This is a genomic window from Rhodococcus sp. AH-ZY2 (assembly GCF_030916465.1).
GTDB lineage: Bacteria > Actinomycetota > Actinomycetes > Mycobacteriales > Mycobacteriaceae > Rhodococcus > Rhodococcus ruber.
Genome location: NZ_CP126458.1, coordinates 3,357,775 through 3,374,007, shown reverse-complemented (window position 1 = coordinate 3,374,007; position 16,233 = coordinate 3,357,775). Strand labels below are relative to the sequence as shown.

Below are 16,233 nucleotides of genomic sequence, written 5' to 3'. Positions count from 1 at the left end.
AGAAGCGAAGAGACGCCGGTCACACCGGACGCCGCATTCGAACCACCACTTCCGGCCGACACATCAGGAGAGACGCGATGGCCATCGAACTCAACCAGATCTGGGACTTCCCCATCAAGGAGTTCCACCCCTTCCCGCGGGCACTGATGGGTGTCGGTGCCCACGACATCATCGGTGTCGAGGCGAAGAACCTGGGCTTCAAGCGCACCCTGCTGATGACGACCGGTCTGCGCGGTTCGGGCATCATCGAAGAGCTGATCGGCAAGATCGAGTACCAGGGTGTCGAGGTCGTCCTGTACGACAAGGTCGAGTCCAACCCCAAGGACTACAACGTCATGGAGGCCGCCGCCCTCTACCAGCAGGAGAAGTGCGACTCCATCATCTCCGTCGGCGGCGGCTCGAGCCACGACGCCGCCAAGGGCGCCCGCGTCGTCATCGCCCACGACGGCCGCAACATCAACGAGTTCGAGGGCTTCGCCAAGTCCACCAACAAGGAGAACCCGCCGCACATCGCCGTCTCCACCACCGCCGGCACCGGCTCGGAGACCTCCTGGGCCTACGTCATCACCGACACCTCCGACATGGACCACCCGCACAAGTGGGTCGGCTTCGACGAAGCCACGATCGTCACCCTCGCCATCGACGACCCGCTGCTGTACTACACCTGCCCGCAGCACTTCACCGCGTACTGCGGCTTCGACGTCCTCGCCCACGGTTCCGAGCCGTACGTCTCGCGGCTGGACTTCGCCCCGTCGCTCGGCAACGCCCTGTACTCGATCGAGCTCGTCGCCAAGCACCTGCGTGAGGCCACCTTCGAGCCGCGCAACCTCAAGGCACGCGAGGGCATGATGAACGCCCAGTACATCGCCGCGCAGGCCTTCAACTCGGGCGGCCTGGGCATCGTCCACTCCATCTCGCACGCCACGTCGGCCTTCTTCGACAGCCACCACGGCCTCAACAACGCGATCGCGCTGCCCCGTGTCTGGGAGTACAACCTCCCGTCGCGCTACGAGCACTACGCCCGCATCGCCACCGCGATGGGTGTCGACACCCGCAACATGACCACCGTCCAGGCCGCGGACGCCGCGGTCGAGGCCGCCATCCGGCTCGCCAAGGACGTCGGCATCCCCGACAACTTCGGCCAGGTGCGCGTCGACTCGTACGAGAAGAACCGGATGAACACCGGCAAGTACGCCGGCCGCGGCGACGTCATCAAGGGTGACGAGAAGACCGTGCGCGCCATCTCCGAGCACATCCAGGGCGACTGGTGCACGCCGGGCAACCCGCGCGAGGTGACGGTCGAGTCGATGATCCCCGTCGTCGACCACTGCATCAACCGGTCCTACTGACCCACCGCCCGACCGATCCGTGTCCGGGGCGGGGCCACCCGCCCCGGACACACCCACCTCGAGTGCCGACGACACAGGAGCACCGATGACCAGCTTCACCAGCGGACCGGAACTCGCCGACGCGCTGCGCCGCCACGACTACATCGCCGACGACGAGTTCGCGGTCGTCGTCCACCTCGCCACCGCGCTCGAGCGGCCGCTGCTGCTCGAGGGCCCGGCCGGCGTCGGCAAGACCGAACTGGCCAAGGCGCTCGCCGCCGTCGGCGGACGCAAGCTGGTACGGCTGCAGTGCTACGAGGGTCTCGACGACAGCCGGGCGCTGTACGAGTGGGACTACGCCAAGCAACTGCTGCACGTGCAGATGCTGCGGGACCGCATCGGCGAACAGCTCGCCGCCTACCCCGACGTCGCCGACGCGTCCCGCTTCCTCGCCGCGCAGGACTTCGGCCTGTACTCCGAGACGTTCCTGGCCGTGCGTCCCCTGCTCGAGGCGATCCTGTCTCCGGAGCCGGTGGTGCTCCTCGTCGACGAGGTGGACCGCACCGAGGAATCCATGGAGGCGTTGCTGCTCGAGGTCCTCGCCGAGCGGCAGGTCACCATTCCCGAGGTGGGTACCTTCACGGCCCGGTCCGCGCCGTGGGTGATCCTGACCTCCAACGACACCCGCGAACTCTCGCCCGCCCTCAAGCGCCGCTGCCTGCACTACCACGTCGGCTACCCCACCCCCGAGCGCGAACGCGAGATCGTCACCGCCCGGGCCCCCGAGGTCGACACCGTGACCGCCGGCGAGGTCGTGGACCTGGCCCGCACCCTGCGGGAGCTGCCGTTGCGCAAGAGCCCGTCCATCTCGGAGGTCATCGACGCCGCGCGCGCCGCGACCGTGCTGCGGCGCGGCGGCGGCGACCACACCTCCCTCCGGCAGATCCGGGACATCCTGCTCGCCGCGCTGCTCAAGTACACTGGCGACGCCGACCTGGTCCGCGCCCGGCTCGGCGGTGACGCCCCACCCCCCGCACCGACGACCACCGCACCTGCGGGGGAGCGACCCGAGCGGGCCACGGTCGCCTCCCGGCCGGCCAACACCACCACCGCGGTGTTCCGCGGGCGCGGCGGCGGCGGTGTCGGCATCGGCGCGCGGCGGTGACCCGATGCCGGTGACACCGCTCGCGACGACGCCCGTGACACCGCTCGCGGCGATGCACCCCTCGTACCCTCTCGACGTGGTGGCCGCCGTCTTCAGCCGCCTGCTGCGGCGGCACGGGGTGTCCGCCTCGCCCGCCGAGACCATCGAGGTCCGCCGCGTGCTCGGGCTCGTCGGTGCCCGCGACCGCGACGTGCTGCGAGCCTGCCTGCGCGCGGTGTGCGCGAAGTACCCGCACGAGCAGGTCGGTTTCGACCGCGCCTTCGACGCGCTGTTCGCCGCGGCGGACGCGGCCGGCGTGACGGACGGGAAGTCCTCGCCGCGAGCGCAATTCGCCGAGTCCCTGCCGACCGCGCTCGAGCTCGACGACGATCCGCAGGTCGCGCGCTACGCCGAGTACAACGAGCGTGCCGCGGAGGTCGGCGACCACTTCGACACCCCGGAGGCGGACAAGGGCTTCAATCCCCACAAGGACGACGACGACGTCTCGATGACCTCGTCCGACGCGGCACTGTCGGTCGACACGGGCGCCGACTCGGGCCGGCGCGGGGTCACCTACACCGTCGACGTGGATCGGGCCGGGACCGCAGCGGTCGGCGAGCTGGCCGCGAACCCGGGTGCCGCCGTCGTCGGGTCGCTGTCGTGGGACGATCCCGAATCCATCCTCGCGTGGCTCGACGCCTACGACCCGCGCCGCGTCTACGGCGACGACCACGCAGACGAACCCCTCAGCGCGGCACAACTGAACCGGCTCGTCGAGGCCGTCGAGGCGTTCGTCGCGGCGCTGTCGCAGGCCGGGCTCGGTGGTCCGCTGCCGGACGGTGAGCCCGATGCCCCCGACACCGCCGGAGACGTCGCGTCCCGGGCCGAGATCGAGCTGGCGTGCCACGAGGTGCTGCGCCGCATGCGCGGCCCGGCGCGGCCGGTGCCGCGCGAGCTGACCCGCGGCCGGCTCGACATGCGTCGCACGGCGCGTGCCGGGATGCGCACCGAGGGGGTGCCGTTCCACCTGATCGTGCGTGCCCCGCGTCCCGACCGGGTCCGGTTGCTGATCCTCGCCGACGTGTCCCTGTCGGTGCGCCCGATCACCGCGTTCACCCTGCGCCTGGCGCAGGCCATGCACGGCCGGGCCCACCGCTGCCGCGTCCTGGCGTTCGTCGACCGGCCCGTCGATGTGACGCGGGAACTGCTGGCCGCCACGGGCGACGGCGCCCTCGCGGCCGTGCTGGCGCATCCCGGCCTCGACCTCGAGGCGAGCAGTGACTACGGCCGGGTGCTCGACGAACTGCTCACCGAGCACGCGGGCATCGTCGACTCGCGCACCAGTGTGCTCGTCGTCGGCGACGGGCGCTGCAACGGCCTGCCCGCCCGCGTCGACCGGCTCGCCGACCTGCGTCGTCGCGTGCACCGGCTCGCCTGGATCACCCCGGAGCCCCAGCGCTACTGGGCGCAGGCGACGTGCGCGATGCCCGAGTACGCCGAGGAGTGCGATCGCGTCGTCGTCGCCCGGGACGCCGCCCAGCTGCTGTCGCGGGCGGCGGAACTCGGGCACGCACTGCGTTGAGCGTGTGCACCCGTCCGGCTCCGGCGGGGCAACGGCCGGTGGTTACTATGGACCGGTAAATACCCCCCGGGGTGTGTGTGTGTGCCGTCCGCCCACGCCACCGCCGGCGGGCCGGCCGCCGTACGGGAGAGTGCTCCGGCACACGGGCATCCCGGGCGCAGTTGAGGAAGACGACGATGCAGTTCGCGAAGAAGCACTATTCGATCCGTGAGGCCTACTGGATCTTCTACCGGGGCGTTCGATCGATGAAGCACCTGATCGGCGCCAGGAAGCGCGCCGAGTTGAGCCCCGAGTTCGTCGAACGGATCATGCTGGCGGTGACCGAGGTGAACGGCTGCGGCGCCTGCTCCTACGCCCACACGAAGATCGCTCTCGGGGCCGGAATGAGCAGCGCCGAGATCCGGAACATCCTGGCCGGGGTCCTCGACGACGTTCCCGACTCCGAGGTCGCTGCGGTTCTTTTCGCCCAGCACTATGCCGACACCCGGGGCAACCCCACGGCCGAGGCGTGGGATCGCCTCGTGGACGTGTACGGGAAGTCCGCCGCCGAGGGGATCCTCGGAGCGATACGGGCCATCATGGTCGGCAACGTCCACGGAATCGCGTGGACCGCGCTGCGCGGCCGGTTGAACGGGAGCCCGGATCCGCGCAGCAGCGTGGCGTACGAGGTCGCCATGTTGCTGATCGTCCTGGCGTTCTTGCCGATGTCCGTCGTGCACGCTTCGATCTCCGGCGTGCGCGGTGCGCCGCTCGTGGAGTTCGACAGGTGGGCCGGCGACCGGGTCAGGGGTCGCGCTTCGTGAGCCGGACCCGGTCGGGGCGGAAGTGCTCGAGGGCCTCGTCGTAATTTGCGCGTGCGAGCCGTTCCGACGTCCATCCCTGCGAGATCCACCGGTCCACGCCGAGCGGGTACCGGATCTCGACCCGGTGGGTGCCGCGGATCGCCGTGCGGCCCTCCGCGTCTTCCCGCGCCCGGACGTATGCGGCGAACTCACTGCCCAGCACCAAGGTGCGGTTGGGGCGTTCGATGACCGGATCCCCGACCCGCCGGTCGGAGTGGAGCGCCCGGTACGCCGAGTCGAGCGCCGCGGCCTCGTTGTCGTGGACGTGCCACGTGACGCCGTCCACCTCGTGCCACCACACGATCCATCGGTCGTCGATGATGCTCTCCCAGGGTCGTTTCCGCCGGTGCGCAGCCTGCTTCCTGCGTATCCGGTCCACCCCTGCGACGTGCATCCTATATGTCCCGTTTTCGGGGAGGCCGCGGTGGTGGCATTCACTTCGTATTCACCCCGCGGCCGGCTCGCGGAGGCCCGGCCACACTCGGACCTACCTACCCGATCGGGCAGGTATCGCCCCTGCCGTTCGGTCCGGTGCCGACCCGTCGTGGAGGGGCTAGGCTCGGAAGCCACGTAAGCTGGATCACAGCAGTCGGGATCGTCAGGAGTGTGCAGTGGCCGTCGCATCGGAGCACACCGCGACGACGCTGGCCAAGTTCCACGCCCCGGAGATCGTGTTCGGGATCGGATCGCTGGTCGAAGCGGCGCACGCGGCGGTTCGGCTCGGCGCGGTCCGGCCCCTCCTGGTCACCGACCCGGGGCTGATCGAGGCCGGCTGGGTCGACGAGCTGCGCGGTCATCTCGTCGAGCAGGGCCTCACGCCGATCGTGTGGGGTGATCTCACCCCCAACCCCAAGGACCACGAGGTCACCGCCGGACACGAGACGTACCGCGTCCACGGCTGCGACGTGCTCGTCGCGCTCGGTGGCGGCTCGGTGATCGACGCCGCCAAGGGCATCGCGGTGCTCGCCGCCAACGGCGGCAGCATCCTCGACTACGAGGGTGTGGACCGGGCGGCCGCTCCGATCCCACCGATGGTGGTGGTGCCGTCGACGTCGGGGACGGGCGCCGACGTCTCCCAGTTCTGCGTCGTCACCGACACCGTCCGAGGCACCAAGATCACCATCATCGGTCGTTCACTCGTCCCGGACCTGACCGTGATCGACCCGCGGCTGCTGACCACCATGCCGGACGAACTGAACGCCGCGACCGGGCTGGACGCCCTGACCCACGGCGTGGAGGCGTTCGTCTCCCGCGCCCACAACCCGCTCACCGACCACCACGCCCTGCGTGCCGTCGGTCTCGTCACCGACACGCTGGTACGCACGATCGAAGACCCCCGGGAGATGGCGGCCCGATCGATCATGGCGCAGGCCAGCCTCGAGGCCGGCCTGGCGTTCACCAACGCGATCCTCGGTGCCGCGCACGCGATGAGCCACCAGGTCGGGGGTCTGCTCGACCTGCCGCACGGCGTCATCAACGGAGTGCTCCTCCCGCACGTCATCCGGTTCAACGCAGCCTCCGATCCCGAGCCGTTCGTCGCGATCGCCCGGGCGCTCGGGCTCGACGAGCACCGCGGTCCGGCCGTGGAGGCCGCACTCGCCGTCGCGGACCGGGTCGAACGGCTCGCCCGCGAGGTCGGGGTGCCGCGCGGACTGCGGGAACTCGGGGTGCAGGCGACCGACCTCGAACGTCTGGCCGCGGGCGCGCTGCGCGACGCGTGCATGTCCACCAACCCCCGCGAAGCGACGCACGAGCAGATGGTCGCGCTGTTCCGGGCGGCGTTGTGACCGCTCCCGACCTGTCGCGACTGACCGGACTGCGTTCCGGCAAACCCACGTTCTATCCCCAGTACCGCGGAGCCGCCGAACGTCTCGAGCGGGTTGTTCACGCGCTCGAGCTGATCTCGCGTGCCCTGGTACGCACCGTCGAGGGCCCCGAGACCCTGATCTGCGCCGTGGCGGAGGCCGCGCGTGCCCACCTGAGCGCCCGCTGGGTGGTCTTCGCCCTGACCGACAGGACCCTGCCCGACGCAGGGCCGCGCCGGCTGGTCCTCGGACCCGATGCCACCCCGTTCCTCGTCGACAACGTCGAAGGCCCACCCCTGCCCGACGACGTGGTGCGCTGCCTCGAGGACATCCGATCCGGCTCGATCGGCCGGGACGCCACCGTCGACACCCATCGGGCCTTCGTCCCCATCGTCCTCGACGGCGGGGTGGCGGGTGCGATCGCCGCGTGGACACCCGAACACCGCACCATCGACGGCACCGACCACGCCGTGCTGTCGATCCTCGCCAGCCAGACCGCCGTGGCCCTGCAGAATTCCGCGCTCTACCAGCGGGGCCAGCTGCTGCTCGGGCGGGCCGAGCAGGCCTACCAGGAGGCGAATCGCGCGGCGGCAGACCTGCAGGCCCGCAACGCCGAACTCGAGGCGACGTTGCGCCAGCTGGAATTGACCCAACGGCAACTCGGTGCTGCGCATCGGCACCAGGCGCTCGACGAGGAACGTCACCGCATCGCGCGGGAGCTGCACGACAGCGTCACCCAGGCCGTGCTGTCGGCCGGCATGCAGATCGAGGTGTGCCGCAGCGACATTCCCGACGCCGAGCGCGGCGAGCGTCTCGACCTGGCCAAGGAGCTCACCCGGCGCGCGGTCGAGCAGCTGCGCTCGGCGATCTACGCGCTCAACCACCCGTCCGACTCGGATCGCACGTCGCTGCCGGAGATGCTCGAACAGCTGTGCAGCGCGCACACGCCGGGCGAACTCGACATCACCGTCCGGGTGGGCGGCCCGCCGGTCGAATTGCCGGGCGAAGCCGAACATTCGCTGCTGCGCATCGCAGGGGAGGCGCTGTTCAACGCCGCGGTGCACGCCAACGCCCGGCGCGTGGTGCTGCGGCTGACCTACCGGCCGGACTCGGTGCTGTTGTCGGTCGCCGACGACGGGGACGGCGACCCGGCGCGGATGCGGCTGATGCTGCGCCTCGCCGCGGACAACGACTGGGACGGCCGCCATCGCGGGCTGGCGAACATGCAGGCCCGCGCGCACGAGCTCGGTGGCACTCTCGAGGTGCGTCGCGCCCGCCTCGGCGGGGTCCGGGTGGCGGTGCGCATCCCGGTGCCCGAACCGGCGGTCGACGCGGAGCGGGACGCCGACGAGACGACCGGAACCAGCGGGAACAGTGCGGCGCCGGCACCCGCGGCGCGGACAGGAGATCAGCGATGAACGTGGCAACCCCGGCCGGGACGGTGAATCGCACGGTCCGCATCGTCCTCGTCGACGACCACGCGATCCTGCGCCAGGGGCTGCGCTCGATACTCGAGCGGGAGCCGGACCTCGAGGTGGTCGGCGAGGCCTCGCACGAGGCCGAGGCGCTCACCCTCGTGGGCCGGGTCCGGCCCGACATCGTCCTGATGGACCTGAAGCTCTCCGCCGGGTCGGACTACGAGGGGCTGACGTTGTGCGGGCAGCTGTCGGCGGCCCACCCGGGGCTGGGTCTGCTGGTGCTCACCACGTTCCTCGACGAGCAGCTGGTCGTGCGTGCCGTGCACGCCGGGGCACGCGGGTACGTCGTGAAGGACGTCGACACGACCGAGCTGGTGCGTGCGATCCGCGCGGTGTCGCGCGGCGAGAGTGCCTTCGACTCGCGCAGCGCCGCGGCGGTGGTGCGTTCCCTCAACGGGCAGACCACGCCGCAGGAACAACTCACCGAGCGCGAACTCGAGGTGCTGCGGCTGCTCGCTGCGGGCCTGTCCAATTCCAAGATCGGTGAGCGCCTTTTCATCTCGGGCACCACGGTGAAGTTCCACGTGAGCAACATCATGCGCAAACTGAGCGTGAGCCGCCGCGCCGAGGCCGTGTACGCCGCCAGCAAGCGCGGCCTGATCTGACGCGCAGTGCGGTGACAGGCCAGACTCAGCAGGTTCCGGTGACCGGTGCTCCGTCGAACCGCTCGCCCAGGAACTCGAACGCGTCCGGCAGACCGAGCACCGCCGCCGACATGTGGTCGGGACTGGGGGTCTCGACGCGGCGCACCGGCGCGCCCGCGGCGCAGTAGCGGTCGAGCGTCGCGTCGATGGAGTCCACCGGGACGAGTGCGTCGGTGGGGCTGTGCCATTCGAACACGGGCACCGTCGGCACGCCCGGGTACAGCTCGAGGCTGTTCTCCTCCGCGACGGCGACCGCGTCGGCATCGTCGGCCAGGTGGGCATTGGTGCTCACCTGCCGCAGGCTGCCACCGGCACCGCGCGCGAGGATGTCGTTGGTGCAGGCGTCGGCCAGGGCGTCGCGCATCGCCACACCCGCAGGGGTCAGGTCGGCGCTGATCCGCATCCGTTCGGGGTACTCGCGTTCGAGACCCAGCGCGGCCGCGAACGCCAGACCGAAGGCGGGGTGCGGGTTCTCGCCGAGCGCCTCGGCCATCTTGCGGATGTTCATCGGCACCCCGCCCATCGCCGCACCCACCAGTTTCAGGTCGGGGGCGTAGGTCGGAGCCAGTGCCGCGGCCCACCCGGTGGCCATCCCGCCGCCGGAGTACCCCGCCAGCGCGACCGGGCTGTGGGCGAGCTGCAGCTCGGGTACCTGCTGCACCGCGCGGATGCCGTCGAGGGTGATCTGCCCGCCGAGGCGAGCCGCGCCGTAGGCGCTGTTCGGTCCGAGATGGTCCGGGATCGCGACCGTCCAGCCCCGCCGGAGCACCACGTTGAGGGCCGGAGCCTCCCGGACGGCGAGATCCGGGTCGCTCGTCCACAGCGTCTGCGACGGCGCGCAGTGCGTGCCGAGGGCGTTGATGACGTGCTGGAACGACAGCAGCGGACCGTCCGGAGCCTTGCCGACGGGGGCGAGGACCGTCGTCACCGCAGGGATCGGGTGGCCGGTCGAATCCGTCGACCGGAACCGCACCTGCCACGCCTCGACGTCGAGGATGCCGGGTGGTGCGGGCACGCGCCGCACCTCGAGCGCATCGCCGGCCGGTGCGTGGGTGATGTCGGCGGCCGCGCGGTAGAACGGATCGGCCGGCGGCACCGGATAGACGGGTGCGGCACCCGCGGTTCCGGTTCCGGCGACGATGGCGCACACCGCCGCCGCGCCGACCGACGCATTGCGGATTCCCCGACCGAACCGTGCGGCCACGTCCCCCACCTCTCCAGCGCACCGACCGGTGCCGTTCCTCGAAAATCAGCGATCCCGGCGAAGCCTAAACGACCGATTTGCGAGGGTTCACCCGACCCCGTGCGCTGTGCGGATCGTCGCCACACGGACCCCCGAATGGGCGTAGCCTCGGCAGCATGTCGACGGCGATCTCCGTGGAACAGCTCGTCAAGTCGTTCGGAACCACTCGGGCTCTCGACGGTCTCGACCTCGAGCTCCGCCGAGGCGAGGTGCACGGATTCCTCGGCCCGAACGGATCCGGCAAGTCCACCACGATCCGCATTCTGCTCGGGCTGCTGCGTGCGGATTCCGGCCGGGTCGAACTGCTCGGGGGCGACCCGTGGCGCAACGCGGTGGACCTGCACCGGCGGCTCGCGTACGTACCCGGCGAGGTCAACCTGTGGCCCAACCTCACCGGCGGGGAGGCGATCGACCTGCTCGCCGGCCTGCGCGGCGGCATCGACGAACGCCGCCGTGCCGAACTGCTCGAACGCTTCGAGCTCGATCCCACCAAGAAGGCCCGCACGTACTCCAAGGGCAACCGGCAGAAGGTCGCGATCGTCGCCGCGCTCGCCTCGGATGTGGAGTTGTTCCTGTTCGACGAGCCCACCTCGGGTCTGGACCCGCTCAAGGACGAGGTGTTCCGGGACTGCGTCCGCGAGGCCGTCGCCGACGGGTGCTCGGTGCTGCTGTCGAGCCACGTCCTCGCCGAGGTCGAGGCGCTGTGCGACCGGGTGACCATCATCCGGCAGGGCCGCACCGTCGAATCCGGCACGCTGACCGAACTGCGACACCTGACCCGCACGTCGGTGGTCGCCGACACCGTGCGCCCGGTGGCCGGGCTCGAAGCGGTCCCCGGGGTGCACGACCTGCAGGTCGACGGCCTGCGGGTGCGCTGCGAGGTCGACACGGCCCGGATGGACGCGGTGCTGCGCGAGCTGCTCGACTTCGGCATCACGTCGCTCACCAGTACCCCACCCACCCTCGAGGAACTGTTCCTGCGGCACTACGGGGACGACCTGCCCGGCGAGCACATCCACGTCCCCGGCGAGCACCTCGCACACGGCCGCCCGGCCGTCGGCGACGGGGACGGCGCATGAGTGCCGCATTCGTCGGCACCGGCCGGCTGGTGCGTCTGGCGGCCCGCCGCGACCGCGTGCAGCTGCCGGTGTGGCTGGTGACGATCACGATCGTGTACGCGATCTCGGTGTCGAGCTTGAAGGGGCTCTATCCGACCGAGGAGGACCTGCACCTCATCGCCGTCAGCTCCGCCGTGTCGCCGGTGGTGCTGGCCACCAACGGCCTGGTCTCCGGGGACAGCCTCGGCGCGGTCGTCGCGGCGCAGACCCTGCTGTTCCTGGCCCTGGGGGCGGGTCTGATGAGCACGATGGCCGTGGTCCGGCACACCCGGCAGAACGAGGAGACCGGCCGCGCGGAGCTCGTCGGCGCCAGTGTGGTCGGTCGGCGTGCCCTGCTCACGGCGGCCCTGATCGTGGCCACAGCGGCGAATGTCGCGCTCGCGCTGCTGCTCGCGATCGTCTCCCTGGGTTTCGGACTGCCGCTGTCCGGATCCGTCGCACTCGGGGCGGCGACGGCGGCGGCCGGGATCGCGTTCGCGGCCGTCGCGGCGGTGAGCGCGCAGGTCGTCGAGGGGGCCCGGGCCGCGAACGGACTGGCCGGTGCCGCGCTGGGGTTCGCATTCCTGCTCCGCGCCGTCGGTGACAGCGCCGGCACCGTCGATCCCGACGGGGTCAGCGTCACGAGCATGTGGCTGTCGTGGCTCTCGCCGATCGGGTGGGCGCAGCAGATCCGGCCGTTCGACGAGGACGCCTGGTGGATCCTGGTGTTGTTCGTGATGTTCACCGTCGCGGCGACGTGGTCCGCGTACGAGCTGACCGGACGGCGCGACCACGGTGCCGGGCTGGTGCAACCGCGCCCGGGACCGGACCGCGCGGCGGCATGGCTGCCCACCGCGTGGGGCTTCGCGTGGCGGGTGCAGCGCACGACCTTGATGTGGTGGGCGTTCGGCATCGTCGTTCTCGCCGCGACGTACGGCAGCGTCGCGAACGAGATGGACAACTTCCTCGACGAGGGCGGCGCCGTCGCCGACATGATGAAGCAGCTCGGCGGCGGGGCGCAGGCCCTCACCGACGCGTACTTCGCGATGATCTTCCTGATGATGGCGTTGTTCACCAGCGGGTACGCGGTGCAGGCCGTGCTGCGGACGCACAGCGAGGAGACATCCGGGCGGGTCGAGCCGCTGCTGTCGACGGCCCTGGGCCGGGTGCCGTGGATGCTCGCCCACATCGGCATGGTGACGATCGGGGTGATCGTGCTGCAGGTCGTCACGGGCGTCACGCTGGCGGTCTCGTACGGTCTGACGGTCGGCGACGTCACCGGATCGCTCGGCAACCTGCTGCCGGCGTCGTTGGCGTTCGTCCCGGCCGTTCTCCTGGTGGGGGCGATGGCGGTGCTGTGCGTGGGCGTGGTGCCGCGGCGCGCCTCGAGCGTCGCATGGGGTGTCTTCGCCGTGTGGTTGCTCCTCGGGCAGCTCGGCGTCCTGCTGGACCTGCCGCAGGCGGTGCTGGACCTGTCGCCGTTCGTCCACGTACCCCCGGTGCCGGCCGCGGAGATGCGGGTGCTGCCGTTGCTGGTCCTGCTGGGTCTCGCGGTGCTCACGGCGACGGCGGGGGTCGGCGCGCTGCGCCGTCGCGATCTCGTCGTCCAGTGACCCGCCCCGTGTGCGCGGCCGAATGTCACATCGCGTCGATGTGACCGACGCGATGTGACATTCGGTCACAAGGCGTTCGGTCACAAGGCGTTCGGTCACCGCGCCGTTCGGTCACAAGGCCCTTCGGTCACCGCGCGTCGAGCACGAGCCAGCCGCCGTGGTGTTCGAAGGCCTCGAAGGCGCGGCCGGTCGATTCGCCGAGGGTGTGCAGGGCCGGCAGGTCGAACGTGCGTACGTGGCCGTGGCAGGCCGTGGCCTCGTCCTCGAACGGCACGGCGATCACCACGCGTTCCCGGGCGATCCGCAGCGCCTCGGCGACGACCGCCGCGCCGGTGGCCGCGTCGACGTGCTCGAGCAGGTGGATCGCGGTGACGGTATCGGCGCTGTCGTCGGGCACGGGCACGTGGGCCGCGTCGCACACGAGGGTGTCCACCGCGAGGCCGAGGCGGGGCGCGACCGCGTCGAGCAGGGTCATGGTGCCGGGCAGGATGTCGGTGGCGGTCACGGCGACCCCGGCGCGGGCCAGGCGCAGGGGGAGGAACCCGAAGCACGAGCCGAGATCGAGGACGCGGCCACGGACGAGTTCGGCGGCCTTGTCGTGGATCGGGGCGAACTCGGCCGTGCCGTCGAGCAGTTCGGTCAGCGAGTTGCGGTAGTAGGTGACCCACGAATCGAGGGCGCCCGGCACGGTGGAGCGCACCAGCCCGACCATCGTCAGCTCGAACTCCTCCCGGCCGAGGTCGCTGCCGGCGATCGAGGCGGTGACGTCGGCGACCAGGCGTTCGCTGAGATCCTCCGGTCCGAGGGAATGCGTGACGTGCAGTCGTCCCGCGTCGCGCCGCAGCGAGATCGGGCCCGCAGGTACCCGTTCCACCGTGACGTGGGCGTGCGACCACCGGCCGGTCGGGCAGGGGGCGAGAGAGTCGAGCACAGTCATTGCAGCGCAGCCTTTTTCGATGAGGTGGGGACGTCGGGGCCGGTGATGGACGGCGCGGCCGCGTCGAGGCCACTGTAGAGGGCGCGCATGCCGGCCGACAAGAGATCGGGCAGGGCGAGGGAGTCGTCGGCGAGCCACTGCTCGTACGCCGCCATCGCGACGCCGAGGACGAGATAGCCCACGGTGCGCGGGTAGTGGTCCTCCGTGGCGCCTCCGATGCGGTGCGCGACGTACTCCGCGATCACGCGGCGCCAGCCCTCGTACATCACCACCGAGTACGCCTGCAGCGCCGGGACCCGCAGGATCAGGCCCATGCGGTCGCGGTGCAACGTCGCCTCCGAGGCGGGAAAGGTGTTGAAGTCCAGCAGTGCCGAGGTCAGTGCCTCGGCGAGGGGCACCTCGGGCGGCAGGGCGTCGAGATGGGCGCGCATCTGCTCGAGATGGGCGTCGAAGTCGCCCCAGGGCACGGCGTTCTTGGACGGGAAGTACCGGAAGAAGGTGCGCCGGGCGATTCCCGCGGTCTCCGCGATCTGGTCGACGCTGGTCTCGTCGAACCCCTGGGTGCGGAACAGTTCGATGCCGATCGCACTGAGGCCCTCCCTCGAGGTGGAGGGGCGACGACCTATCCGAGCGGACGGTTTCCGGCGGCTACGCATGGTGTGAGCCTTCCATGGGTGACATTCTGCACTCGATGCCATTACAGTGGTGAACCGAGTCACAGCGCAACAGGCCTGTGACGACCGACTCCGACCGTGGAGTCCCCATCCGAGGAGGAATGTCATGTCCGATCGTGACAACAGCGTCGTCGAGTCCGACCTGATCGAGGAGTCCCTCGTGGAAGAGGTCTCCATCGACGGCATGTGCGGCGTGTACTGATCGTGCCCGCCGACGCCGCCGCCACCGTGATCGACTCGACCGAGGACGACTCGGCAGGGTTCGATCCGGACACGACGTGGAGGCTGCACCCGCAGGTAGCGCTTCGCCCCGAGCCGTTCGGGGCGTTGCTCTACCACTTCGGGACCCGCAAGCTCTCGTTCCTGAAGAACACCACGATCGTCCGGGTCGTCGAAACCCTCGATCAGCATCCGTCCGTACGGGCTGCGCTCGCTGCCCACGGAATCGACGAGCCCGCGCAGCGTCCGTACCTGCGTGCGCTGGCCACGCTGGCCGACTCCCACATGATCGTGCCGGCCTAGACCCTGCCCGCACACCTCCCGCCCGCCACCGACGAGGACGCAGCCCATGACCTCAGTGCTCGAATCCGCCGCAGTACGAGACGCTTCCGCCCCACCGAAGGTCGGCCGCCTGGTCGACCAGTTCGAGAAGGGCCTCGACGCCCCCATCTGCCTGACGTGGGAGCTGACCTACGCCTGCAACCTGTCGTGCGTGCACTGCCTGTCCTCGTCCGGTCGGCGGGACCCGCGTGAGCTGACCACCGAACAGTGCAAGGCCATCATCGACGAGCTGCAGCGCATGCAGGTGTTCTACGTCAACATCGGCGGCGGCGAGCCGACCGTGCGCTCGGACTTCTGGGAGCTCGTCGACTACGCCACGGAACACCAGGTGGGCGTGAAGTTCTCCACCAACGGCGTCAAGATCGACAAGAAGGTCGCCGCGCGGCTGGCGGCCTCGGACTACGTCGACGTGCAGATCTCGCTCGACGGCGCCACCGCCGAGGTCAACGACGCCGTGCGCGGCCCCGGTTCGTTCGCGATGGCCGTACGGGCACTCGAGAATCTCGCCGAGGCGGGCTTCCGCGACGCGAAGATCTCCGTCGTCGTCACCCGCCACAACGTCGACCAGCTCGACGAGTTCAAGGCCCTGGCCGACAGGTACGGCGCCACCCTGCGCATCACCCGGCTGCGCCCGTCGGGCCGCGCCGTGGACGTGTGGGACGACCTGCACCCCACCCACGAGCAGCAACGCCAGCTCTACAACTGGCTCGTCGCCCACGGCGAGGGCGTGCTCACCGGCGACTCGTTCTTCCACCTGTCCGCGTTCGGCGGGGCCGACGGTGCCGGCGCGCTGCCGGGGCTGAACCTGTGCGGCGCGGGCCGGGTGGTGTGCCTGATCGACCCGGTCGGCGACGTCTATGCCTGCCCGTTCGCGATCCACGACAAGTTCCTCGCCGGAAACATCCTGTCCGACGGCGGATTCCAGCAGGTATGGCAGCATTCGGAACTGTTCACCGAGCTGCGCTCCCCGCAGACCGGCGGTGCGTGCAGCAAGTGCACGTTCTACGATTCGTGCCGCGGCGGCTGCATGGCCGCCAAGTTCTTCACCGGTCTGCCGATGGACGGGCCGGACCCCGAATGTGTCCAGGGCTACGGCGAATCCGCGCTCAGCGCCGACCGCACCGTGCCCAAGTCCAGTGTCGACCATTCCCGCACCGGCGAGCGCCGCACCCCGCGCGCCCCCGTCCCCCTGAAGCTGATGGTGCGCCCGCCGTCGCGGGCGTGCGACGAGAACCCGCTCGCCGGAATGCAGTAGCCGGCGCCTTCCCCGCAGTACGAGAGGCAG

The 16,233-nt window shown here is 70.7% G+C and carries 16 protein-coding genes; 12 read left to right on the top strand and 4 right to left on the bottom strand.

Going from position 1 to position 16,233, the window contains the following annotated elements; translation table 11 throughout:
- Positions 1–77 precede the first annotated feature (77 nt).
- The 4 genes from mdo (at position 78) to QNA09_RS16270 (ending at position 4,857) form a co-directional block, all read left to right on the top strand.
- Entirely contained in the window at positions 78–1,349 is a 1,272-nt protein-coding gene (gene mdo, locus QNA09_RS16285) for an NDMA-dependent methanol dehydrogenase (protein ID WP_010591966.1), read from the top strand.
- An 85-nt stretch (positions 1,350–1,434) separates the two neighbouring features.
- A complete protein-coding gene (locus QNA09_RS16280) occupies positions 1,435–2,493 on the top strand; it encodes a MoxR family ATPase (protein ID WP_237210771.1) in 1,059 nt (352 codons plus the stop codon).
- Positions 2,494–2,497: 4 nt separating this feature from the next.
- Complete coding sequence (locus QNA09_RS16275; protein ID WP_237210772.1) at positions 2,498–4,054, top strand: VWA domain-containing protein; 1,557 nt, start codon at positions 2,498–2,500, stop codon at positions 4,052–4,054.
- 176 nt (positions 4,055–4,230) lie between these two features.
- Positions 4,231–4,857 carry a carboxymuconolactone decarboxylase family protein gene (locus QNA09_RS16270; protein WP_017679995.1) on the top strand — a complete coding sequence of 209 codons (627 nt, stop codon included), beginning with the start codon at positions 4,231–4,233 and terminating at the stop codon, positions 4,855–4,857.
- On the opposite strand, the gene QNA09_RS16265 is transcribed toward QNA09_RS16270, so the two are convergent.
- On the bottom strand, positions 4,838–5,290 hold the full coding sequence (locus QNA09_RS16265; protein ID WP_230831626.1) for a hypothetical protein: 453 nt from the start codon (positions 5,288–5,290) through the stop codon (positions 4,838–4,840). The genes QNA09_RS16270 and QNA09_RS16265 overlap by 20 nt on opposite strands.
- Before the next feature lie 217 nt (positions 5,291–5,507).
- Between QNA09_RS16265 and QNA09_RS16260 the strand changes: the two genes are divergently transcribed.
- From QNA09_RS16260 to QNA09_RS16250, 3 genes are read left to right on the top strand one after another with little or no spacing between them, the layout of a single operon-like run.
- Complete coding sequence (locus tag QNA09_RS16260; protein ID WP_010591962.1) at positions 5,508–6,683, top strand: iron-containing alcohol dehydrogenase; 1,176 nt, start codon at positions 5,508–5,510, stop codon at positions 6,681–6,683.
- Positions 6,680–8,119: a sensor histidine kinase gene (locus QNA09_RS16255; protein WP_010591961.1), complete on the top strand. Its 1,440-nt coding sequence runs from the start codon at positions 6,680–6,682 to the stop codon at positions 8,117–8,119. The genes QNA09_RS16260 and QNA09_RS16255 overlap by 4 nt, the downstream gene beginning before the upstream one ends.
- Positions 8,116–8,784, top strand: coding sequence for a response regulator transcription factor (locus QNA09_RS16250; RefSeq protein WP_010591960.1), 669 nt, complete (start codon positions 8,116–8,118; stop codon positions 8,782–8,784). Before QNA09_RS16255 ends, QNA09_RS16250 begins: the two co-directional genes overlap by 4 nt.
- 25 nt (positions 8,785–8,809) lie before the next feature.
- Here QNA09_RS16250 and QNA09_RS16245 read toward each other — a convergent pair whose 3' ends face one another.
- A complete protein-coding gene (locus QNA09_RS16245; protein ID WP_043804041.1) occupies positions 8,810–10,027 on the bottom strand; it encodes a lipase family protein in 1,218 nt (405 codons plus the stop codon).
- 155 nt (positions 10,028–10,182) lie between these two features.
- Between QNA09_RS16245 and QNA09_RS16240 the strand changes: the two genes are divergently transcribed.
- Both QNA09_RS16240 and QNA09_RS16235 read left to right on the top strand, forming a co-directional pair.
- Positions 10,183–11,145 carry an ABC transporter ATP-binding protein gene (locus QNA09_RS16240; protein ID WP_010591957.1) on the top strand — a complete coding sequence of 321 codons (963 nt, stop codon included), beginning with the start codon at positions 10,183–10,185 and terminating at the stop codon, positions 11,143–11,145.
- The gene (locus QNA09_RS16235; RefSeq protein WP_017679993.1) at positions 11,142–12,776 is read left to right on the top strand and encodes an ABC transporter permease; all 1,635 of its coding nucleotides are present in this window, start codon (positions 11,142–11,144) and stop codon (positions 12,774–12,776) included. Before QNA09_RS16240 ends, QNA09_RS16235 begins: the two co-directional genes overlap by 4 nt.
- A 127-nt stretch (positions 12,777–12,903) precedes the next feature.
- On the opposite strand, the gene mftM is transcribed toward QNA09_RS16235, so the two are convergent.
- Both mftM and mftR read right to left on the bottom strand, forming a co-directional pair.
- Positions 12,904–13,713 (bottom strand): mycofactocin oligosaccharide methyltransferase MftM, encoded by an 810-nt coding sequence (gene mftM, locus QNA09_RS16230; RefSeq protein WP_010591955.1) that lies wholly within the window; start codon positions 13,711–13,713, stop codon positions 12,904–12,906.
- Positions 13,710–14,369 carry a mycofactocin system transcriptional regulator gene (gene mftR, locus QNA09_RS16225; protein ID WP_010591954.1) on the bottom strand — a complete coding sequence of 220 codons (660 nt, stop codon included), beginning with the start codon at positions 14,367–14,369 and terminating at the stop codon, positions 13,710–13,712. Before mftR ends, mftM begins: the two co-directional genes overlap by 4 nt.
- A gap of 124 nt (positions 14,370–14,493) precedes the next feature.
- Between mftR and mftA the strand changes: the two genes are divergently transcribed.
- Genes mftA through mftC form a run of 3 tightly spaced genes read left to right on the top strand, consistent with a single transcriptional unit; the run spans position 14,494 to position 16,203 of the window.
- Entirely contained in the window at positions 14,494–14,589 is a 96-nt protein-coding gene (gene mftA / locus QNA09_RS16220) for a mycofactocin precursor MftA (RefSeq protein WP_010591953.1), read from the top strand.
- Positions 14,574–14,909, top strand: a complete 336-nt coding sequence (gene mftB / locus QNA09_RS16215; RefSeq protein WP_010591952.1) for a mycofactocin biosynthesis chaperone MftB — start codon at positions 14,574–14,576, stop codon at positions 14,907–14,909. Before mftA ends, mftB begins: the two co-directional genes overlap by 16 nt.
- 46 nt (positions 14,910–14,955) lie before the next feature.
- Positions 14,956–16,203, top strand: a complete 1,248-nt coding sequence (gene mftC / locus QNA09_RS16210) for a mycofactocin radical SAM maturase (protein ID WP_010591951.1) — start codon at positions 14,956–14,958, stop codon at positions 16,201–16,203.
- Positions 16,204–16,233: the final 30 nt, after the last annotated feature.